Below are 21,312 nucleotides of genomic sequence, written 5' to 3'. Positions count from 1 at the left end.
CCCATATGTCCCATGATCCAGCCAGCGGTCCCCGGCCCCGCCCCACAGCAGAGGTCTTGCCCCCCGACGAGGTGCTGACCGAAAGCGGCCTTGCCGCAGGGACCGCAGAGGGTGGCGAGATCCTGATCATCGCCTGCGGCGCGCTGGCGCGCGAGATCCTCGCGCTGATCCGTCTCAATGGCTGGGATCACATGAGCCTCGCCTGCCTTCCGGCCAAGCTTCACCTATATCCCGAAAAGATCACCGAGGCCGTCGAGGCGGCCGTCACTCGGCAACGGAACCGCTTCAACCAGATCTTCGTCGCCTATGCCGATTGCGGAACGGGCGGGCTGCTTCAGGCGAAATGCGACGCGCTCGGGGTCGAAATGATCGCCGGCCCGCATTGCTACAGCTTTTTCGAGGGCAACGATGCCTTCGCGCGTCACGCCGAAGAGATCACGGCGTTCTACCTCACGGATTTTCTGGTCAAGCAGTTCGACGCCTTCGTCTGGCGCCCCATGGGCCTCGATCGCCACCCGGAGCTGCGCGACATGATCTTCGGCAATTACACCAAGCTGGTCTATCAGGCCCAGACCGAAGATCCCGCCCTCTATGCCAAGGCAGAGGAGTGCGCGCGCCGCCTCGGTCTCGCCTTCGAATACCGCTTTACCGGCTACGGCGACCTGAAAACGGCGCTGGCCGGTGCCGCACGAAAATAGGCGCGCCACATTCGCGGCGCGCCCCTGACTTCATCTTGGCAAAAATACTCACATTCCGGCGATCCGCCACATGCGCGGCGCCCGGCATGCCGGGTCCGGCCTCAGCCGTTGGCTTCACGGATCTTGTCCGCTGCCGCCTTGTCATAGCCGACACCCTGCTGCTCAAGCAGTGTGTCAAGCTCGCCCGACAGGGTCATTTCGGTGATGATGTCACAGCCGCCCACAAACTCGCCCTTGACGTAAAGCTGCGGGATGGTCGGCCAGTCGGAATACTCCTTGATGCCTTGCCGGATATCCTCATCGGCCAGCACGTTCACATCGCTGTACTCGACCCCCATGAAGTTCAGCACACCCGCGACGCGGCTTGAGAAACCGCATTGCGGCTGCTCCTTGGTGCCCTTCATGAACAGCACCACGNTGAAGTTCAGCACACCCGCGACGCGGCTTGAGAAACCGCATTGCGGCTGCTCCTTGGTGCCCTTCATGAACAGCACCACGTCGGATGCCTTGACGGTCTCATCGATACGGGTTTTCGTGTCGCTCATTTGGTGTCCTTTCGGGTAAACTCTGATGTGGCCGCGCGCGCCGCTTTCAGGCAGGCGCGCGTGTGGTCAGTGCCAGCGCGTGCAACTCGCCCGCTGGGCCGTCCATCTTGCCCTTGAGGGCGGCATAGACCGCGCGCTGTTGCTGAACGCGGTTCATTCCGGCAAAGGACGGATCAACGACCTCGGCGGCGAAATGCGCACCATCATCGCCTTGCACGGTCACCTGGGCATCGGGAAATGCCTCGCGGATCATCGCCTCGATATCGGCGGCTTGGATGGCCATCTGCGCGCTCCTCGATCTGGTGCCGCATGTGCGGCCTGCTTGCCCCAAAGATGTAAAGCCCTGCCAAGCCAAGTGCAAGGTGCGCGCAGCGTCGCGGCCCGCCTTTCAGATGTCCTGCCCGCGCTGCAGCAGCCTCTCGATCAGCGGTGCATCCGGCGGGCTGCCTTCTGCGCCGCGTCTGCCAAGGCGCAGCACGCCGCTACTGAAGCTGGTGCCATAACTGCGGGCCAGCGTGACGACCTGCGCCAGGCCCGAGACGAGCTGAGTCTTGTTCAGCCCGTCGAGGGGCCGCACGAAGAGCGACCAGATGAGCCCATCGGAAATCGCGTAGCGCGCGTCGAGGGCGGCGTCGAAATTGGCCTGCAGCATGCGCTGCCTCTGCGGGGCGTCCAGACCCGACGCCACCCGGATCGGCACCATCGCGCGCAGCCGCCCGGCGCTCACGTCGATGGTAAGCAGGACCAGTTGCCCTTCGATGCTGAGCCGCCAGCCGTGTCCCTGCGCAACGGCGCCCGGATCGAGGGCGCAGACCAGCCGCCCGATCCGCTCGGCGCTCATCCCGGAGCCATTTGGCCGCTTCGCGTCGTGCCCGGAATTGTCATGGGCGCCACAAGCTGCCGCTGCACTCGCCGTGCCGATCAAGATCATGGCACACACCAGCGCCCGCTGCACAAATCCCATGACACCTCCAGATACGGCCAGTCCGGATTTTGTCACCTTTGCCTTGGACGCTTCAACGCGCTCCATAAAATTTTACTTAATTATGCTCTTACCTTCTTGTGCAGCAATGTCGGGCAGCGCTGGCTGCTTGCGTGCAGGCGCCCGCCGCGCCATCTTGCGGCAGGCCCGCGCAGCGCGCTGAAACCTTTCAAACGGCGTCGAGGGGCGGCATGACCGAAACGATCAAAGAACCCGGCACGCAGCGGCCCACTTGGGGCCTCGTATCGACGATCAAGGCTCCCGCCGATGTGATCCTGAATTTTGCCGCGTATCATCTCGAGATCGGCGCGCATCGCCTGCACATCTTTCTCGATGAGGATTGTCCTGAGGCACGGCGTATCCTGCGCCGCGATCCGCGCTGCACCGTCACGGTCACAAACGAGGATTACTGGCAGCGCCGCCGCCAGAACCGCCCGGCCAAGCATCAGGCCCGCCAGAGCGCCAATGCCACCCGCGCCTACCGCCGCGACCCCGGTGTCGATTGGCTGGGCCATATAGATGTCGACGAATTTCTTGTGCCGGGCGATCTGCCCCTTGCAGATCAGCTGGCCGCCTTGCCCGGCGCCGTGCGCACCGCGCGCATCCGCCCCATCGAGGCGCTGGCGCAGCCCGGCGGCGGCGCGCCTCAATGGTTCAAGGGCTGCCATCCCCGGCAAAGCCCGCGCAACGCCCAGAGCGAAGAAATCTACCCCACCTATGGCGCATTGCTGAACGGTGGATTTCTCAGCCATGTCGCGGGCAAGATATTTGTGCGCACTGGCCTCGATGACGTCAGTCTGCGCATCCACAATGCGTTCGATGCGGGCGGGCGAATGCCCAATGATGTCGATCTGGACGGTATGCGCTTGTGCCATCTGCATGCCCCCAGTTGGGAGGCGTGGCAAAACGCCTATCGCTATCGGCTCGCCGCAGGGTCCTACCGGCCCGACCTTCGGGGGCCAGCCAGCGTGCCAACTACGATGAACGCGCTCTTTACCGCAATCGAGGCCGATGGCGGCGAGGACGCGCTGCGCCGCTTTTACGACGAGGTCTGCACCGCCACCCCCGAGCTGCGCAGCCGCCTCGCCGCGCACGGTCATTTGCACCGGATCGACCTAGACCTCGACGCCGCCCGAGCGCGGGTTTTTGCGGTTTAACGCCCATCACAAGCGATTGTCGCCGACCGCGCAACGATCAGCGCAAAACCGGCCCATTCGTCGCCATTTGGCCCAGCCGATTGACCATTGCCCCATTCTTGGGATAAATGCGCGGCAAGGGTCCACGCATGTGGAGAACCACGGGGCCACACGGGCCCGGACCCAATCAGACGTACGGGCCAAACAGTGTCCGTAAGCCACGGATATACATGACCAAATTTTCTGATTTGAATCTCAACCCGAAGGTCCTCAAGGCCGTCGAAGAGGCTGGATACACCAGCCCCACCCCTATTCAAGCCGGTGCGATTCCCCCCGCGCTCGCCGGTCGCGACGTTCTGGGCATTGCCCAGACCGGCACTGGCAAGACGGCCAGCTTCACGCTGCCGCTGCTGTCGCTTTTGGCGCGTGGACGCGCCCGCGCCCGGATGCCACGCAGTCTGGTGCTGTGCCCGACACGCGAATTGGCCGCGCAGGTTGCGGAGAATTTCGACACCTATTCCAAGCACCTCAAACTGACCAAGGCCCTTCTGATCGGCGGCGTCAGCTTCAAGGAGCAGGACAAGCTGATCGACAAGGGCGTCGATGTTCTCATCGCCACGCCGGGCCGTCTTCTGGATCATTTCGAGCGGGGAAAGCTTTTGCTGACCGGCGTTCAGATCATGGTCGTCGATGAGGCGGACCGCATGCTCGACATGGGCTTCATCCCCGATATCGAGCGGATCTTCAGCCTGACGCCTTTCACGCGCCAGACCTTCTTCTACAGCGCGACGATGGCGCCCGAGATCGAGCGCATCACCAACACCTTCCTCAGCAATCCCGAGCGGGTCGAGGTCGCGCGCCAGGCCACTGCCAGCGAGACGATCGAGCAGGGCGTAGTGATGTTCAAGGCGTCCCGCCGCGACCGCGAGGCGACGGAAAAGCGCAACATCCTGCGCGTGATGATCGACAACGAGGGCGCGAAATGCAGCAACGCCATCGTGTTCTGCAATCGCAAGATCGACGTGGACGCTGTCGCCAAATCATTGACGAAGCATGGCTATGACGCCGCGCCCATTCATGGCGATCTGGACCAGAGCCAACGCACACGCACGCTCGACGGCTTTCGCGCGGGCGATCTGCGTATCCTCGTTGCCTCGGATGTGGCCGCGCGCGGCCTCGATGTGCCCGCGGTGAGCCATGTGTTCAACTTCGACGTGCCATCCCACCCAGAGGACTACGTTCACCGCATCGGCCGCACGGGCCGCGCGGGCCGCGATGGCAAGGCCATGATGATCTGCGCCCCCAAGGACGAAAAGAACATGGCGGCAATCGAGGCGCTGATCCAGAAGGACATCCCGCGCCTGCCGAACCCTCTGGGCGAGACTGCCGAAGCCGCACCCGCACAGAACGTCGTAGAGGACGCAGCCTCCCCAAGCGACGCCCAAGCTGAGGCGCCGGCCAAGCCCCGCCGCACGCGCAGCCGTCGCAAGCCCGCCAGCGCGCAAACCAGCGCGCCCGAGGTCGAAACACCGGCCGAGAGCCACGGCGCACCCTCCGCAGATGTCGCCCCCGAAACGGCACCTGCCGTCGCGCCTGAGCCAAAGCCCGAGCAAGCTCCCGAGCCGACACCTGAGCAAAAGCCAGAGCCCGCACAAGACGCGCAGAGCGCGCCGCGCGAAGATCAAGGCGACGCCCAGCAGCAGCAGGGCGAAAAGCCCTCCCGCTCGCGCAGCCGTGGGGGCCGTGGCCGCTCGGGAGGCGGTGGCGGCAACGGCAATGGAGGCGACAAGGTCGTCGGCATGGGCGACCATATGCCCAGCTTCATCGCCCTCAGCTTCGAGGATCGCCGCGGCATCTGAAAGCGGCAGAGGCGCCAAGGCCAGTCATGCAAAACGCCCCGGTCACTTGGTGACCGGGGCGTTTTTTCTTGTCTGGCGGCTGGGCTTTTCCCCCTGCTCAGCTCAGGTTCAGGTCAGGCGGCTGACGATCACCGTCACTTCCGGCTTCTTGCCGATCTCATTGTTGGCAGACTGGCGCGTGATACGGGCCAGCTCTTCTTCCAGCTTGTCCTCATCGGCCAGAACCCTCTTGCCCGCGCGGCCAAGGAACTGCCCCAGATCCTCCTCCAGCACGTCGATAAGCGGCGCGTTGGACGTGCCGGTTTCGGCCAGTCCCTTGATCTCGCACCATGGATCGCCAAGGCTCTCGTCATTCTCGTCAAGGATGACATTCACCGTGACATGCCCGTTCATTGCCATGCGGATCCGGTCACGCACCACGCCGTCAAGCGCGCCGATCCGCACCGACCCGTCCAGATAGGTGCGCCCCGTCTCGACGTATTCGGCGACAGTCGGCGTCTTGGCGGTGAGGTCGATCATCATGCCGTTAACAGCCATGACACCGCGAATGCCCTTTTCATTGCAGATCTTCACGTGCTCGCGCAGATGGCGATGCTCGCCATGCATGGGCACGACCATCTGCGGCTTGATCAGGCCATGCATCGTTTCCAGATCGGGCCGGTTGGCATGGCCTGACACGTGATAGCGCCCGCCATCGTCATCGACCACATCGACGCCGATTTCGGAGAATTGGTTCATGATGCGGATGACGCCGCGCTCATTGCCCGGAATCGTCTTGGACGAAAAGAGGAACAGATCCCCTTCCGCCAACTTCATCCCCTGATACTTGCCATTGGCCAACTGCGCACTGGCCGCGCGGCGCTCGCCCTGGCTACCGGTCACGATCAGCATGACATTGTCGCGCGGCAGGCTCTTGGCGTCCTCGGGGCTGACCGTGTTGGGAAACGTCTTGAGCACACCGGTCTCAACCGATGCCTCCACCATGCGGCGCATCGCACGGCCCATCAGGCAGATGCTCCGCCCCGCCCGATCGCCCGCCTCGGCCAGCGTCAGCACACGGGCGACATTGCTGGCAAAGGTGGTCGCGGCGACCATCCCCTTGGCCGAGGCCACCAGCTTCTCGATCTCGGGCCCGACAGTCGACTCCGAGCGGCCTTCATGCGTGCTGAAGACATTGGTGGAATCGCACATCAGTGCCAACACACCGTCCTTGCCGATCTCCTCGAACATCGCGTGATCAAAGGGCTCGCCCACGCCGGGGTTGGTGTCGATCTTGAAGTCGCCGGTATGAACGATGCGCCCCTTGGGCGTGTCGATCACAAGCGCCGAGCTTTCTGGAATCGAATGTGAGATCGGCACAAATCCCACGGTAAAGGGACCACTCTTGACCGTCTCGGGCCAAGGCGTGACGATTTTCACGGCCTTCTCGGGGTGTCCATGCTCGGACATCTTGCGCCGCGCGATGTTGGCGGTAAAGGCGCGCGCATAGATCGGCGCACCCAGCGCGCTGTAGTAATGTGCGATCGCACCCACATGATCCTCATGGGCGTGGGTGACATAGATGGCTTCCAGATCGTTCTTGCGCTTTTCCAGCCAGGAGATGTCCGGCAGGATCAGATCGACCCCGGGCGTGCCGTCCATGTCGGGAAAGGTCAGGCCCAGATCGACAAGGATCAGCTTCTCCTTGCCGGGCCTGCCATAGCCATAGACATAGGCGTTCATACCGATTTCGCCTGCCCCGCCGAGGGGCAGATAGATTACGCGTTCGTTGCTCATGAGGCGTCAGCCTTTCTTGTTGTAGTCGTGAATCACGGTCAAACCGTGCATTGTCAGATCATCTTCGATTTCATCAAACAGATCGGCGCCTTGGGCAAAGAGAGGCGCGAGGCCCCCCGTTCCGATCACTTTCATCGGGCGCGCGTATTCCGCGCGAATTTTTTCGCAAAGGCCGTGAACCAGGCCGATGTACCCCCAGTAAACGCCCGACTGCATGCAGTCGACCGTGTTTGTGCCGATAACACGCGGCGGGGTGGTCACATCCACGTGCGGCAGGGCGGCCGCGGCCATATGCAGCGCCTCAAGGCTCAGGTTGACCCCCGGCGCGATCACACCGCCGACATAGGCGCCATCCTCGGCCACGACGTCGCAGGTCGTGGCAGTGCCGAAATCCACGACGATCAAATCGCCGCCATGGCGCGCGAAGGCACCCGCCGAATTCACCAGACGGTCAGGCCCGACAAGCGTGCCCGGATCGACGCGCGGTAGCACCGGCAGCGCACATTCGGGCTTGCCCACCACCATGGGCCGGCATCCGAAAAAACGGTCGGCAAAGACGCGCAGGTTGAACACCACGCGCGGCACCGTGGACGAGATGATCACATCCGTGATCTCCGCCTCGATGCCGTAATGGTTCACCAAGGTGGAATACCAGGTAAAATAAGCATCCGCCGTGCGCGCGTGATGGGTCGAGGTGCGTAGCGTGCACAAAAACTCCGACCCGTTCCAGATCGCAAAGACGGTGTTGGTATTGCCGCAATCAATTGCCAGCAGCATCACGCGGCCCCCCCGCTGAAAAACACATCCGCCGCTGGAATGGCCTCGCGGCCTTGGGGCGTCGATAGAACCAGATGCCCCTCCGCGTCGATTGTCTCAAATATCCCATGCGTCTCGCCTTGCATCCTGCGGGCCACAATCGGCTGCCCCAGCCGCGCGGCCCGGTCCAGCCAGGCGGCACGGATGGGTGCAAACCCTTCGGCGACAAAGACCGCTTCACGCGCGGCATAGGCTGCAGCCAGATGATAGAGGAAACGCTCGGGCGTGATCTCGGCGCCGGTCTGCGTCCTGAGGTCCACAGGCGCGACGGCCCCGTCCACCTGCGGCGGCACAGCCGCCAGATTGACACCGATGCCGATCACCAGATGCTCCATCCGCGACGCAGTGCTCGACGCCTCCAGCAGGATCCCGGCCAGTTTCCCCCCGGAGAGCAGCACATCATTCGGCCATTTCACCGATAGCGCCGCCCCGGGCACAATCGCGCTCAGCGCATCATGTAGCGCCAGGGACGACACGAAAGACCGCAGCGCCGCCTGCCCCGGCGCCTCTGCGGGCCGCAGCACCAGCGAGGCGGCGAAATTCCCGACAGGATCGCTCCAGACCCGCCCGCGCCGGGCACGGCCCGCCAGTTGCCGGGCGGCAAAGACCCAAGTCGGCCGGGCCAGATCCCGCGCCAGACGCAGGCCCTCGGCGTTGGTGCTGCCCACCTCGCCCAGCATGCGCCGCCCATATCCCTCTGGCCAATCCGGATCTTTCATTGTTCTACAAATACTCCCGCGCAAAGCGCGTGCAGCCCGCACGGGCTGCCTTAAACCAAAGCGACGCGCCCTTGGCGCGTCACCTTTTTGATCAATAGCGCAACTGATCCTCAGTTGACCAGCGTCGCCGCCGCCGCCTGCGCTGCGCCCTCGATCCCGAAGAGGTTGATCCCCGGCAGCCAGGCCAGTCCGATGATCGTGGCAGATACCATCAGGAAACCCCAGAGCACGACAGATCCCGGCGGGTCCAGCGCCTCGCCCTCTTCGCCAAAATACATGAAGAAGACGATGCGCAGGTAATAGAACGCGCCAATAACCGAGCCGACCACGCCAAGGACCGCGAGCCAGACAAGGCCACCCTCATAGGCCGCCCGCAGCACGTAGAACTTGCCGAAGAAACCCAGAAGCGGCGGCACGCCGGCCAGTGAGAAAAGCAGCACCAGCATCGCCAGCGCGCGGCCGGGATGCACCTTGGAATAAAGGTTCAGGCTGCGAATATCGGTGGTCGGCAGGCCGTCCTTTTGCATCGACAGAACAAAGGCGAAGGTGCCCACGTTCATCGTGACGTAGATCGCCATGTAGATCAGCATCGCCTGCACACCGAAGGCCGTGCCCGAGGCCAGCCCCATCAGCGCGAAACCCATATGCGCGATCGACGAATAGGCCATCAGTCGCTTGATATCCGTTTGCCCGATCGCGGCAAGGCTCCCCCAGAAGATCGACAGGACGCTCAGCACCGCGATGATCTGCTGCCAGTCGGGCACGATACCGCCAAAGGCATCGAACACCACCCGCGCAAAGAGGGCCATCGCCGCTACCTTGGGCGCGGTGGCAAAGAAGGCGGTGACCGGCGTCGGCGCGCCCTCATAGACATCGGGCGTCCACATGTGGAACGGCACAGCGCTGACCTTGAACGCGAGGCCCGACATGACAAAGACGAGGCCGAGGAGCAGGCCCAGCGGCGCGCGCCCTTCGGCGGCGTCGATGATACCGGCAAAGCTGGTCGTGCCCGCGTAGCCATAGACAAGCGACGCCCCGTAGAGCAGCAGGCCCGAGCTGAGCGCGCCCAGCACGAAATACTTGAGGCCCGCCTCGGTCGATTTGGCACTGTCCCGTCGCAGGGACGCCACGACATAAAGCGCCAATGACTGAAGCTCGAGCCCCATGTAGAGCGACATCAGATCCCCGGCGCTGACCATTACCATCATGCCGACGGTCCCGAGCGCGATAAGGATGGGATATTCAAAGCGCAGCATACCGCGCCGCGCCATGTAATCCTGTCCCATGACCATCACCGCCGCGGCGCTGATCAGGATCATGATCTTGGCGAAGCGGGAGAAACCGTCGTCGACGAACATGCCCGAAAACGCCACATGCGTCCCGTTGCCGGTCGTCCCGATCCAGAAGGCCATGGCCACGAACAGCGCGGCCGTCAGCCAGATCAGGAGGCCAGCGGCCTTGTCCTTGGTCGTGTAGACAGCGCCCATGAGGGCCAGCATCGCGTAGACCGCGATGACGATCTCGGGCAGGATAACGTTCAGATCAGCCTGGATCATCTGTGGCTCCTCAATTCGCGGCTTCGGCGGTCTGGACGGCGTCGCGGCCACCCTCCGCCAGCGCGGTGTCATATTGCGAAATCAGCGCCTCGGTCGAGGGGCCGATGATGTCGGTCACCAGCGCGGGATAGACGCCCAAAAGCAGGGTCATCACGACCAGCGGAGCAAAGATCGCCCGCTCGCGACCCGTCATGTCACCGATGGACTTGAGGCTTTCCTTGATCAGATCGCCCAGCACGACCCGGCGATAGAGCCAGAGTGCATAGGCCGCCGACAGGATCACCCCCGAGGTCGCGACCAGCGCAACCCAGGTGTTGACCTGAAAGACACCGACCAGCGTCAGGAATTCCCCGACAAAACCCGAGGTGCCCGGCAGGCCGACGTTCGCCATGGTGAAAAAGAGGAAGATCAGCGCATAGGCCGGCATCCGGTTGACGAGACCGCCATAGGCGTCGATCTCGCGCGTGTGCATCCGGTCATAGATCACGCCCACGCAGAGAAAGAGCGCCCCCGAGATGAAGCCGTGGCTGATCATCTGAAAGATAGCACCGTCTATGCCCTGCTGGTTGGCCGCAAAGATGCCCATGGTGACGTAGCCCATATGCGCGACGGACGAATAGGCGATCAGCTTCTTCATGTCCTGCTGCGCGAGCGCGACGAGCGAGGTGTAGACGATGGCAATTGCAGACATCCACAGCACCAGCGGCGTCATCACCTCGGACCCCACGGGGAACATCGGCAGGCTGAACCGCAAGAAGCCATAGCCCCCCATCTTCAGCAGGATCGCGGCCAGCACGACGGACCCGGCGGTCGGCGCCTGCACGTGTGCATCGGGCAGCCACGTGTGCACCGGCCACATCGGCATCTTGACCGCAAAGCTGGCAAAGAACGCAAGGAACATCAGCGTCTGCATGCCGCCCACGATCGAGAAGCCCAGCACGCTGAACGTCTCGCTGTCAAAGCCGTGACGCATAAGGGTCGGAATATCGGTGGTGCCCGCGTCCGAGAACATGGCGACCATAGCAACCAGCATCAGGACCGACCCGAGGAAGGTATAGAGAAAGAACTTGAACGAGGCGTAGATACGCTCCTTGCCGCCCCAGATGCCGATGATCAGGAACATCGGGATCAGCCCCGCCTCGAAGAAGAGGTAGAAAAGGACCAGATCCAGCGCCATGAAGACACCCAGCATCAGCGTCTCGAGGATCAGGAACGCGATCATGTATTCCTTGACCCGCGTCTTGATACCCCAGGAGGCCGCGATGGTCAGCGGCATCATGAAGGTCGTCAGCAGCACGAAAAGAACGCTGATCCCATCGACGCCCATCTTGTATTGCAGGCCGAGAAGCCATTCGCGCTCTTCCACGAACTGAAAGCCGGTGTTCGAGGGATCAAAGTCAAAGAGGATGAACAGCGAGACGAGGAACGTCACGACCGTTGCAGCCAGCGCCACCCATTTGGCATTGCGCTGCGCCGCCGCATCCTCGCCCCGCAGGAAGATGGCGAGGATCGCCGCCGCGATGAGGGGGATAAACGTGGTGATCGACAGAACGTTTTCCATCAGTTTGCCCCTCCGGTGAACGTCATCCATGTGACAAGGACCGCGATCCCGATCACCATGGCGAAGGCATAGGTAAAGATATAGCCGGACTGCGCGCGGCCCGCGAGGCGGGTGAAGAAGGGCACAATACCCATCGCCAGCCCATTGATGCCGCCGTCGATAACGGTGCCATCACCGCGCTTCCACAGAAATCCGCCCAGCTTCTTTGCTGGCTTGACGAAGAGCACGTCGTAAATCTCGTCGAAATACCACTTGTTCAGCAGGAACTGGTAGAGCGGCTCCTGCGCGCGGCGGAAGGTGGCGGGGGTGCCGGGGCTCCAGATGTAGAACCAGAGCGCCGTCAGCAGGCCGAGAACCATTGCGACGAAGGGCGACAGCTTGACCCATGTGGGCACGTAGTGCGCCTCATGCAGGACGGTGTTTTCGGGGCGGATGTAGATTGCGGCCTCGCCCGGCGCACTCTCCATCACGTAGTGCAGCTCGGACGCCTTGGGGCTGCGTTCGGCAACCGCCTCGACCAGCTCTTGCGCAGGCTCGCCATAGGCACCGCCGAAGAATGTCACGACCTCGTTCGTCTTGCCGAAGAAGCTGCCATACCAGATCGCGCCCGCAAGGACCGAGCCGATGGCCAGCACGCCCAGAGGAACAAGCATCACTGTTGGCGACTCATGCGCGTTTTGATGCGTGTGCTTGTCGCCCCGCGCGGTGCCAAAGAAGGTGAGGAACATCAGGCGCCAGCTGTAAAAACTGGTCATCAGCGCGGCGATCACCAGCATCCAGAAGGCATAGCCGCCGTTCGTTCCGGCAAAGGCGCTCTCGATCACAGCGTCCTTGGAGGCGAAGCCAGCAAAGCCGATCCAGCCCGTCAGCGGAATACCAACGCCCGTGATGGCGAGCGTGCCGATCATCATCGCCCAGAAGGTATAGGGCATCTTGTGGCGCAGGCCGCCATAGTTACGCATGTCCTGCTCGTGATGCATTCCGTGGATGACCGAGCCTGCCCCGAGGAACAGCATCGCCTTGAAGAAGGCATGCGTCAGCAGGTGGAACATCGCGACCGAATAGGCGCCAACGCCCGCCGCAACGAACATGTAGCCCAGCTGCGACATGGTCGAATAGGCGATCACGCGCTTGATGTCGTTCTGGACGAGGCCAATCGTGGCCGCGACAAAGGCCGTCGTCGCCCCGAGGAAGGTCACGAACATGAGCGCTTCGGGCGCATACTCCATGATCGGCGACATGCGGCAGATCAGGAACACGCCTGCCGTAACCATCGTCGCCGCGTGGATCAGCGCCGACACCGGGGTCGGACCTTCCATCGCGTCAGGCAACCATGTGTGCAGGCCGAGCTGCGCCGATTTGCCCATCGCGCCGACGAACAGGAGGAAGGCGATCAGGTTGGCCGCGTTCCAGTCGGTCCACAGAAAGCGAATGCTCGTCTCGGCCAACTGCGGTCCCGCCGCAAAGATGTCGTCGAAATTGATCGAGTCGGTCAGCAAGAAGAGCGCCATGATCCCCAACGCAAAGCCGAAGTCGCCCACACGGTTGACCACGAACGCCTTGATCGCGGCGGCATTCGCCGAAGGCTTGCGGTAGTAAAAACCGATCAGCAGGTAGGAGGCGAGACCGACCCCCTCCCAGCCAAAGAACATCTGCGCGAGGTTGTCGGCAGTCACCAGCATCAGCATCGCAAAGGTGAAGAGCGACAGATACGCAAAGAAGCGCGGACGATACGTCTCGCTGTCCTTGAAGTTGTGATCATGGGCCATGTAGCCCATGGAATAAAGGTGCACGAGCGCCGAAACAGTGGTGACCACGATCAGCATGATCGCCGTCAGGCGGTCGAGGCGAATGGACCACGTGGTGTCCAGAACGCCCGACTGGATCCAGTCGAGGATATGGATATGCTGTGTCGTGCCGTCATGCGCGATGAACACGATCCAGCTGAGCAGGCAGGCCAGAAACAGCAGGCCCGTCGAGACCCATTGCGCCCCCTTGTCGCCAATGATGCGCCAGCCAAAGCCCGAAATGATCGCGCCCACCAGGGGGGCGAAAAGGATGATCTTTTCCATTGGCTCAGCCCTTCATCACGTTGACGTCTTCGACCGCGATCGTGCCGCGGTTGCGGAAGAAGCAGACCAGGATCGCAAGGCCGATCGCGGCCTCGGCGGCGGCGACTGTCAGCACCAACAGGGTAAAGACCTGCCCCGCCAAATCGCCCGAAAAGCTTGAAAAGGCGACCAGATTGATGTTCACCGCCAGCAGCATCAACTCGATGGACATGAGCAGGATGATGACGTTCTTGCGGTTCAGAAAGAGCCCGAAGATGCCGATGACGAAAAGCGTCGCCGCCACCGTCAGGTAATGTTCAATTCCGATCATGTCAGTCCCTCAGTCTTTTCCTGTCACGCGCCTCTGAATGTGCGCCTCGACCTCGTCGTCCGGGCTTAGCCGAACACCGAATACCCGCCAAAGATGATGATCAGCACGACAACGAGCACAACAATTGTAGTTCTGGACATGCGTCTAATCCCTTGATCTGTGAGGACGGCGCACAACCCGCGCCGCCCGATATGTTTATCCGGCGCGGCTCAGAGGCCCTGCCCCGGCTTGACGTCCTTCAGCTCCATCGCCTTCTTAGGGTCGCGCCACATCTGATGCAGCACGTTCTGGCGCTTGACATCCACGCGGTGGCGCAGCGTCAGCACGATGGCTCCGATCATGGCAACAAGCAGGATCAGGCCCGCCAGTTGGAAGAGCAGGAAATACTTGTCATAGAGCAGCAGACCCAGCGCGGCGGTGTTGTGAACATCCACCGGGGTCGGCGCGGCTGCCGCAGCTTCGGCACCTGCCGAGGTTTCCCACGCGCCGAAGGCAATGCCGAACTGCATCAGCAGGATCACGGCAATCAGAAGTGCGAGGGGCATATACTTGGCCATCTCGGCCTTCAGCTCGGCGAAATCGACGTCCAGCATCATGACGACGAAGAGGAAAAGGACAGCCACGGCGCCAACATAGACGATGACCAGAAGCATGGCGACGAATTCAGCCCCCAGCAGCACGAAGAGGCCCGCCGAGCTGATGAAGCTGAGGATCAGCCATAGCACCGAGTGCACCGGGTTGCGGCTGATAACGGTGAAAAGCCCGCCAATCAGGGCCGATATCGCAAAGAGATAGAACGCAAACACCATCGCAGTCATGTGTCTTTTCCTTCCTCGGTTTCCCCGTCCATCACTTCGCGCGCGAGGCTCATCGCGCGGTTCGTGGCCGGAACGCCTGCGAACATCGACATGGTCGCGATGGTCTCGGCCACTTCCGCATCCGTCGCGCCAGCCTCGCGGGCGTGGCGCACGGTCAGTCGCACCGCCGTATCGGCCTGTGCGCCCTGCATGGTCAACCCTGCCAGCGTCAGCAGCAGGCGCGTCTTGGCATCAAGCCCCTCGGGGTTCAAGCCCTTGCCGAACGTCATCTCCATCAGATCGCGCGGCATCGTCTGCCACATCGCCTCGAAGGCTTTGGGCGAAAACGCATCCATGGCCGGATTCATGGATTTGGCCATGTCCTGCATCTGGCGCATCATCTGCTCGAAAGGGTTCGGGGTATCGCTCATCTGTAAGGCGCGTCCAGCTCGAGGTTGCGGGCGATCTCGGCCTCCCAGCGATCACCGTTCTCAAGGAGTTTATCCTTGTCGTAGAACAGCTCTTCACGGGTTTCGGTCGAAAATTCGAAGTTCGGGCCCTCGACGATCGCATCGACGGGGCATGCCTCCTGGCAGAAGCCACAATAGATGCATTTCGTCATGTCGATGTCATAGCGCGTGGTGCGGCGGCTGCCGTCGTCACGCGGCTCGGCATCGATCGTGATGGCCTGCGCGGGGCAGATCGCCTCGCAAAGCTTGCAGGCAATGCAGCGCTCTTCGCCATTGGGATAGCGGCGCAGCGCATGCTCGCCCCGGAAACGGGGCGAAAGATAGCCCTTTTCATGCGGATAGTTCAGCGTCGCCTTGGGGGCGAAGAAATACTTCAGGCCCAGTCCCAGGCCCTTCCACACATCGCTCAGCAGGAAGTAACCGGCCGCGCGTCCATAATCGATATTCGCCATTGCGTCAGCTCCTTGCGTCCGTGTTGCCCAAAGACCCACCTGCCTGAGTCTCACCGTCCAGCCGCGTCATACCGGCATTTTCGGCGCCATTCCAGCGGGTCTCGTAATCGCTTTGCAGCGCAAAATCCGGCAGGTGCGAGTCTTCGGTCTTCTCGATCTCGTAATATAGGTAGGTGCGCCCCGGCCCGATCTGATTCTTGAGGCGCAGGCGCACCCCGCTGTCAGCCGGATCATCGAAGGCGACATGGCCAAACCCGTCATCCGGCTCGACAGGGATCGCCCGGCAGTCGATGACATTGCAGTTGCACGCGCGCTTCCAGAAGGTCCAGACCAGCTCGGGATTGAACTGATACATGCCGTGTCCATACCAGCCATTCAGTCCATTGGCCGAAATCAGGCGCCCGCCCGGTTTCAGCATGCGAAAAAGCCCCTCCAGCGCCATCGGCACGTTGAATACATGCTCGACCGTGCCACCGTCAAAGATCAGGTCGAACTTGTTCTCAAGGCTCTTCTTGGGCCTCTTGTTGAGGTCATGCAGCAGGCTCGCGCCCTCGTAGTCGGAAAAATCCATGGTCTCGATGGCGCCGAATCCCAGCTTTTCCATCAAGGTCTCGGCATAGCCATCCTCTTGCAGGAAATCGAAGCGGCGGGCCTCGATGCCGTGATCGGTCAGCGATTTTTCATAAAGCGCACGGTGCCGCGTCTGAATGGGGAACTTCTGACGTCCCAGCATGAGCGAGCGCCCTTCCGGCTTGAACCGGGTAGAGAGCTCGACCAGGCGGTCAAATAGGACGTAGTCGATCCCCAATGGCTCAGCCCCCCATCGCAAACCGCGCCCAGAACGCGCCAAACACTTCGAACTTGGCGAGGAAGGCGATGATGACGACCCAGCCCAGCGACAGCGGCAGGAACACTTTCCAGCCGATGCGCATCAGCTGATCATAGCGGTAGCGCGGCGTGATCGCCTTGACCATGGCGAAGAGGAAGAAGAAGAACGCCATCTTGCCGATCATCCACAGCACGCCGTCCGGCAGGCCGGGAATGGGCGACAGCCAACCGCCAAAGAACAGCAGCGAGGTCAGCGCGCACATCAGGAAGATGGCGATATACTCACCGGCCATGAACAACAGGAAGGGCGTTGCGGAGTATTCCACCTGATAGCCGGCCACCAGCTCCGACTCGGCCTCAGGCAGGTCGAACGGCGGGCGGTTCGTCTCGGCAAGCGCCGAGATGAAGAAGAGGAAGACCATCGGCAGGTGCGGCAACCAATACCAGCCGAAGAAGCCGTACTTCGTATCCTGCGCCGAAACGATATCGCCGAAATTCAGGCTACCCGTCGAGATGATGATACCGACGATGATCAGACCCAGTGAAACCTCATACGAGATCATCTGCGCCGCAGAGCGCAGCGAACCGAGAAACGGATATTTCGAGTTCGACGCCCAGCCGCCCATGATCACGCCGTAGACTTCGAGCGACGAGACAGCAAAGACATAGAGGATCGCGACGTTGATATCCGACAGCACCCAGCCGTCATTCATCGGAATCACCGCCCAGGCGATGACGGCCAGAACAAAGCTGACGATCGGGGCCATGATGAACACGGCCTTGTCCGAACCTGCGGGAATCACAACTTCCTTGATGACGTATTTCAGTGCGTCTGCCACCGATTGCAGCAGGCCAAAGACACCCACGACATTCGGGCCACGACGCATCTGGACAGCGGCCCAGATCTTGCGGTCGCCATAGACGAGGAACAAAAGGCTGACCATCACAAAACCCAGCATGGCAAGGCATTGCGCAAAGATCAGCAGGACGGTCCCCAGCGGGGTGGTAAAGAATTCAGCCATCAGGTCCTCATACCATCGGTATTCCGTTTTCCGCGCAGTCGGCGGCTACGACTTCGGCGTCGATTGTCTTGAGCCCGCGCGGCAGGGCGGGCGAGATCGTATAAACCGCATCAGCGCGCCAGACGCCACCCTCATCCTCGATATTCGTGCGCACATGGCGCGCAAATCCGTATCCGCGGATCAAGGCGTATTGCGCCGCCGCGCATTCGGCATAGCGCGCGACATCGGCGCTGCCCCGCGCGCCAGTCATGGAGACGTGGAAATTCACCAGATCACCGTCCAGAAGGTCGGTCTCGACCCCGCGGTACTCAGGCGCGAAGGGCAAGGACGAACTGCTGCCCGCCTCGCATCCGGCCAAGGCAATGAGCGCGATCACCGGCCAGAGCGCCGCAGTGATGGACCGCGGCCCCCGCATCACGCGCATCCCGGCGTCGGCTTGCGCGCTTCTGCCACGATCCAATCCGTGCCCCGTTGATCCGCGATCAGAGTATAGCGGCACGTCTTGGAATAGGGCACGTAGGTTGTATTCACCGTGGTGAGGCCGCCGCCCCAGCCCCCGGTGCCGATCCCGATGCCGACGCCGATGCGGGGCTGCGGCGCGGGGCGAAAGCCCTCATTGGTGATTTCCCACTGATAGGCGCGGCGCCCGTCCGCCAGCGCAAAGACCTCATCGGGGCTGCCATGGTCCAGCATCGCCGCACTGACGGAGCGACCGACATAACGCTCCATCTGGCCTTGGGGCGCACAAGCCGCCAGCGCCAGCGCGGCGAGGCCGGCTGCCATGATATGACGCCCCGCGCGCATCGCCCGTCACTCCGCCGCCAGCTTGGGTGCCCGGCGGGCCTTTGCCCCTGCGCTCAGCTCGGCCATCAGCTGGCTCGCGCGGGCGACAGGGTTGGTCAGGTAGTGGTCCTTGACGGCGCTGCGGAAGGTCGCCTTGCCCATGTCCTTGGGCGCGATTGGCTGCCATTCGTTCTCGGGCACCTGGTCGATCTGTGCCAGATGCGGCACTTCGGCCACCAGCGCCTGGCGCAGTTGCGGCAGGCTGTCATAGGGCAGAACGCTGTCCATCTCGCCCGAAAGGGCGCGCAGGATGGCCCAGTTTTCCTTGGCCTCGCCGGGGGCGAAATTGGCGCGCAGCGCCAGTTGCGGGCGCCCTTCTGTGTTCACAAAGAGGCCCTGCTCTTCGGTGTAGGCGGCGCCCGGCAGGATCACGTCAGCGCGGTGCGCGCCGCGGTCGCCGTGGCTGCCCTGATAGATGACAAAGGGGCCGTCCTTGATCTCGGTCTCGTCCGATCCGAGGTTATAGATCACCTCGGCGCCCTCCAGCGCGGCCTCGAGGCCGCCTTCGGTGGTGCAGCCTGCGTCCATCGCGCCGACGCGGCCCGCAGCGGTGTGCAGCACCATGAGCAACCCGCCGGTCTTTTCCACCAGCGCCATCGCGTGCGCCAGAACAGCCTCGCCATCGGCCTCTTGCAGTGCGCCCTGCCCCACGATGACAACGGACTTGCCGTCGGATTTCTGGGCGTCCGACGCCAGCTTCTCCAGCGCGGCACGATCCTCGCCCGCGTGGTCGTAGTCATAGGTCAGATCGCAGGCCTCGCCGATCAAGCTGACGGTGGCGCCGCGCAGCCACCCCTTGCGAATGCGCGCATTCAGCACCGGGGCCTCAATGGCGGGGTTCGCGCCGATGATCGTGACGCTGGCGGCGTCATCCAGATCCTCGATCCGCGCTGTGCCGACATAGCCCGAGCGGTTGCCGCTCGGCAGCTTGGCCCCATCGGTGCGGCATTCCACATGGCCGTCCTGCCCCTCGATCAGTTGCTTGAGCGCAAAGGCGGCCTCGACCGGCACCAGATCACCGACGAGGCCGGCCACCTTTTTGCCCTTCATGGCGACGGCGGCGGCACTCAGCGCCTCGGGCCAGGTGGCGGCGCGCAGCTTGCCGTTCTCGCGGATGTAGGGAACATCCAGGCGCTGGCGGCGCAGGCCATCCCAGACAAAGCGCGTCTTGTCGGAAATCCATTCCTCGTTCACGCCGTCATGGTTGCGTGGCAGCATCCGCATGACTTCGCGGCCCTTGGTATCGACCCGGATGTTCGAGCCAAGCGCGTCCATCACGTCGATCGTCTCGGTCTTGGTCAGCTCCCAAGGGCGCGCGGTAAACGCATACGGCTTGGAGACCAGCGCACCGACCGGGCACAAATCAATGATGTTGCCCTGCATGTTGCTGTCCAGCGTCTCGCCCAAATATGACGTGATCTCGGCATCCTCGCCCCGGCCCGTCTGGCCCATCTGGCTGATGCCCGCGACCTCGGTGGTAAAGCGCACGCAGCGGGTGCAGGAAATGCAGCGCGTCATATGCGTCTCGACCAGCGGGCCAAGGTCCAGATCCTCGGTTGCGCGCTTGGGCTCGCGAAAGCGGCTGAAATCCACGCCATAAGCCATCGCCTGATCCTGAAGATCACATTCACCGCCCTGATCGCAGATCGGGCAATCCAGCGGGTGATTGATCAGCAGAAATTCCATCACGCCCTCGCGGGCCTTCTTGACCATGGGGCTGTTGGTGCGCACGACCGGCGGCTCACCGTCCTTGCCGGGGCGCAGATCGCGCACCTGCATGGCACAGCTCGCCGCCGGCTTGGGCGGGCCGCCGACGACCTCCACAAGGCACATCCGGCAGTTTCCGGCGATCGACAGCCGCTCGTGATAGCAAAAGCGTGGAATTTCCACGCCCGCCTCTTCACACGCTTGAATGAGGGTCATCGCCCCATCCACTTCGATCTCGGTCCCGTCGATGTTCACTTTGCGGAGGTTCGTCATGCTGTTCACTTTGCTTTCAGGAATGAGCCGATGCGGCTGCGGTTCTTGATTTCATCTTGGCCGAGGCGGCACAGGCTTGCGGCGTCCAGATTGCTCGCGCCTTTCGACTTGAAATAGGCGTTGCGGCGCTCGCGCATCTTGGCCTGCTCGGCGTCGTCATTGACGTAGGCGTCGATCTGGGCATCGGTATAGCCACGCTTTTGCGCCATGCCCTTGAGCTGATTGACATAAGAGCGCGCGGCCCAGAACTTGCCCGAGATATCACCGCATTCGCGGCGGATCTTGTCGGCCGCGGCGATGGCCAGCAGGCCGGCATTAATATCCTTCTCGGCCCCAAGGTCGGCACGGGCGGCGCTGGCCCCTCCGGCAAGCGACAGGGCAACGAGTGTGGTCAGAATCAGGCGCATGGCGATACTCCTTTCATGCGTGTGTGGGCGCGCGCAACAGCACGCGCCACTCCACCGCAGCTAGGGATGCCGGCCGCAGTTATGCAATAACATGCGCTGAATGCCGCCAGTATCGCCGCCAGTCCTACCATATCACGCAGCTCCCGCGCAAAATCAGACGGCCGTTGTCGATCACCGACGCATTGGCATCGGGGTCATAGCCCTGCTGCCAATTGACGGTGCTGTCGCCAAATGTCTCGATGCAATAGCGTGTCGCCTCAAAGCGTCCCGCTTCGCGCGCGCCCTCGATGCCCTGCCCCGGATCGCGAACCGCGACCACGAAATCTTCGCGGCGGTCGCCGACCTTGTCGAGTTTGGCGGGATAGTAATTCCCGTCAAAGCGCACTCTTTCACCGGACTTGGCGCACGCGCCAAGCGCCAGTGCGGCGCAAAGGGCCATCGTGATCGGTTTCGCGTTCATCTTACCACTCCGAATTTCTGACC

General features: G+C 62.6%; 23 protein-coding genes. 3 read left to right on the top strand and 20 right to left on the bottom strand.

Translation table 11 applies throughout. The annotated features are described in order from the left end of the window. Positions 1–5: 5 nt before the first annotated feature. Positions 6–698, top strand: coding sequence for a DUF1638 domain-containing protein (locus V8352_RS01640; protein ID WP_336422499.1), 693 nt, complete (start codon positions 6–8; stop codon positions 696–698). A 101-nt stretch (positions 699–799) separates the two neighbouring features. Here the strand turns inward: V8352_RS01640 and grxD are convergent, their stop codons facing one another. The 3 genes from grxD to V8352_RS01625 form a co-directional block, all read right to left on the bottom strand. Next, positions 800–1,243, bottom strand: a complete 444-nt coding sequence (grxD, locus tag V8352_RS01635; RefSeq protein WP_336422498.1) for a Grx4 family monothiol glutaredoxin — start codon at positions 1,241–1,243, stop codon at positions 800–802. Between the two features lie 46 nt (positions 1,244–1,289). Further along, the gene (locus tag V8352_RS01630) at positions 1,290–1,526 is read right to left on the bottom strand and encodes a BolA family protein (RefSeq protein ID WP_336422497.1); all 237 of its coding nucleotides are present in this window, start codon (positions 1,524–1,526) and stop codon (positions 1,290–1,292) included. 105 nt (positions 1,527–1,631) lie between these two features. Beyond that, entirely contained in the window at positions 1,632–2,273 is a 642-nt protein-coding gene (locus tag V8352_RS01625; RefSeq protein WP_336422496.1) for a hypothetical protein, read from the bottom strand. 143 nt (positions 2,274–2,416) lie between these two features. On the opposite strand from V8352_RS01625, the gene V8352_RS01620 reads away from it, so the two are divergent. Together V8352_RS01620 and V8352_RS01615 are read left to right on the top strand one after the other, a co-directional pair. After that, entirely contained in the window at positions 2,417–3,382 is a 966-nt protein-coding gene (locus tag V8352_RS01620; protein ID WP_336422495.1) for a glycosyltransferase family 2 protein, read from the top strand. A 209-nt stretch (positions 3,383–3,591) separates the two neighbouring features. Further along, on the top strand, positions 3,592–5,220 hold the full coding sequence (locus V8352_RS01615) for a DEAD/DEAH box helicase (protein WP_336422494.1): 1,629 nt from the start codon (positions 3,592–3,594) through the stop codon (positions 5,218–5,220). Between the two features lie 108 nt (positions 5,221–5,328). Here the strand turns inward: V8352_RS01615 and V8352_RS01610 are convergent, their stop codons facing one another. The 17 genes from V8352_RS01610 to V8352_RS01530 all read right to left on the bottom strand — a co-directional run bounded on the left by V8352_RS01610 (position 5,329) and on the right by V8352_RS01530 (position 21,289). Continuing rightward, positions 5,329–6,996: a ribonuclease J gene (locus tag V8352_RS01610; protein WP_336422493.1), complete on the bottom strand. Its 1,668-nt coding sequence runs from the start codon at positions 6,994–6,996 to the stop codon at positions 5,329–5,331. Between the two features lie 6 nt (positions 6,997–7,002). Then, on the bottom strand, positions 7,003–7,773 hold the full coding sequence (locus V8352_RS01605) for a type III pantothenate kinase (protein ID WP_336422492.1): 771 nt from the start codon (positions 7,771–7,773) through the stop codon (positions 7,003–7,005). Then, positions 7,773–8,531, bottom strand: coding sequence for a biotin--[acetyl-CoA-carboxylase] ligase (locus V8352_RS01600; protein WP_336422491.1), 759 nt, complete (start codon positions 8,529–8,531; stop codon positions 7,773–7,775). The genes V8352_RS01605 and V8352_RS01600 overlap by 1 nt, the downstream gene beginning before the upstream one ends. Positions 8,532–8,641: 110 nt before the next feature. Beyond that, entirely contained in the window at positions 8,642–10,087 is a 1,446-nt protein-coding gene (gene nuoN, locus V8352_RS01595) for an NADH-quinone oxidoreductase subunit NuoN (protein ID WP_336422490.1), read from the bottom strand. Positions 10,088–10,097: 10 nt separating this feature from the next. Continuing rightward, entirely contained in the window at positions 10,098–11,648 is a 1,551-nt protein-coding gene (locus V8352_RS01590) for an NADH-quinone oxidoreductase subunit M (RefSeq protein WP_336422489.1), read from the bottom strand. Next, a complete protein-coding gene (nuoL, locus tag V8352_RS01585; protein ID WP_336422488.1) occupies positions 11,648–13,720 on the bottom strand; it encodes an NADH-quinone oxidoreductase subunit L in 2,073 nt (690 codons plus the stop codon). The genes V8352_RS01590 and nuoL overlap by 1 nt, the downstream gene beginning before the upstream one ends. A gap of 4 nt (positions 13,721–13,724) precedes the next feature. Beyond that, positions 13,725–14,030 carry an NADH-quinone oxidoreductase subunit NuoK gene (gene nuoK / locus V8352_RS01580; RefSeq protein ID WP_076534978.1) on the bottom strand — a complete coding sequence of 102 codons (306 nt, stop codon included), beginning with the start codon at positions 14,028–14,030 and terminating at the stop codon, positions 13,725–13,727. A 209-nt stretch (positions 14,031–14,239) separates the two neighbouring features. Continuing rightward, positions 14,240–14,848, bottom strand: coding sequence for an NADH-quinone oxidoreductase subunit J (locus tag V8352_RS01575; protein ID WP_336422487.1), 609 nt, complete (start codon positions 14,846–14,848; stop codon positions 14,240–14,242). Continuing rightward, positions 14,845–15,258: a carboxymuconolactone decarboxylase family protein gene (locus V8352_RS01570; protein ID WP_336422486.1), complete on the bottom strand. Its 414-nt coding sequence runs from the start codon at positions 15,256–15,258 to the stop codon at positions 14,845–14,847. The genes V8352_RS01575 and V8352_RS01570 overlap by 4 nt, the downstream gene beginning before the upstream one ends. Continuing rightward, positions 15,255–15,749 carry an NADH-quinone oxidoreductase subunit NuoI gene (nuoI, locus tag V8352_RS01565; RefSeq protein ID WP_281968130.1) on the bottom strand — a complete coding sequence of 165 codons (495 nt, stop codon included), beginning with the start codon at positions 15,747–15,749 and terminating at the stop codon, positions 15,255–15,257. Before nuoI ends, V8352_RS01570 begins: the two co-directional genes overlap by 4 nt. 4 nt (positions 15,750–15,753) lie before the next feature. Further along, complete coding sequence (locus V8352_RS01560) at positions 15,754–16,482, bottom strand: methyltransferase domain-containing protein (RefSeq protein WP_336422485.1); 729 nt, start codon at positions 16,480–16,482, stop codon at positions 15,754–15,756. 79 nt (positions 16,483–16,561) lie between these two features. Next, positions 16,562–17,599, bottom strand: a complete 1,038-nt coding sequence (gene nuoH / locus V8352_RS01555; protein ID WP_336422484.1) for an NADH-quinone oxidoreductase subunit NuoH — start codon at positions 17,597–17,599, stop codon at positions 16,562–16,564. Between the two features lie 7 nt (positions 17,600–17,606). Then, entirely contained in the window at positions 17,607–18,014 is a 408-nt protein-coding gene (locus V8352_RS01550; protein ID WP_336422483.1) for a hypothetical protein, read from the bottom strand. Continuing rightward, on the bottom strand, positions 18,014–18,382 hold the full coding sequence (locus tag V8352_RS01545) for a hypothetical protein (RefSeq protein WP_336422482.1): 369 nt from the start codon (positions 18,380–18,382) through the stop codon (positions 18,014–18,016). Before V8352_RS01545 ends, V8352_RS01550 begins: the two co-directional genes overlap by 1 nt. 27 nt (positions 18,383–18,409) lie before the next feature. After that, positions 18,410–20,422, bottom strand: a complete 2,013-nt coding sequence (gene nuoG, locus V8352_RS01540; protein WP_336422481.1) for an NADH-quinone oxidoreductase subunit NuoG — start codon at positions 20,420–20,422, stop codon at positions 18,410–18,412. A 5-nt stretch (positions 20,423–20,427) separates the two neighbouring features. Then, positions 20,428–20,829 (bottom strand): DUF5333 domain-containing protein, encoded by a 402-nt coding sequence (locus V8352_RS01535; protein ID WP_336422480.1) that lies wholly within the window; start codon positions 20,827–20,829, stop codon positions 20,428–20,430. A 124-nt stretch (positions 20,830–20,953) separates the two neighbouring features. After that, positions 20,954–21,289 carry a hypothetical protein gene (locus tag V8352_RS01530; protein ID WP_336422479.1) on the bottom strand — a complete coding sequence of 112 codons (336 nt, stop codon included), beginning with the start codon at positions 21,287–21,289 and terminating at the stop codon, positions 20,954–20,956. Positions 21,290–21,312: the final 23 nt, after the last annotated feature.

This window comes from Roseovarius sp. D0-M9, from assembly GCF_037083805.1.
In the GTDB taxonomy this organism is placed as follows: Bacteria; Pseudomonadota; Alphaproteobacteria; order Rhodobacterales; family Rhodobacteraceae; genus Roseovarius.
Note: the sequence above shows the minus strand (reverse complement) of the source record. Positions and strands in the feature narration are given on the sequence as shown.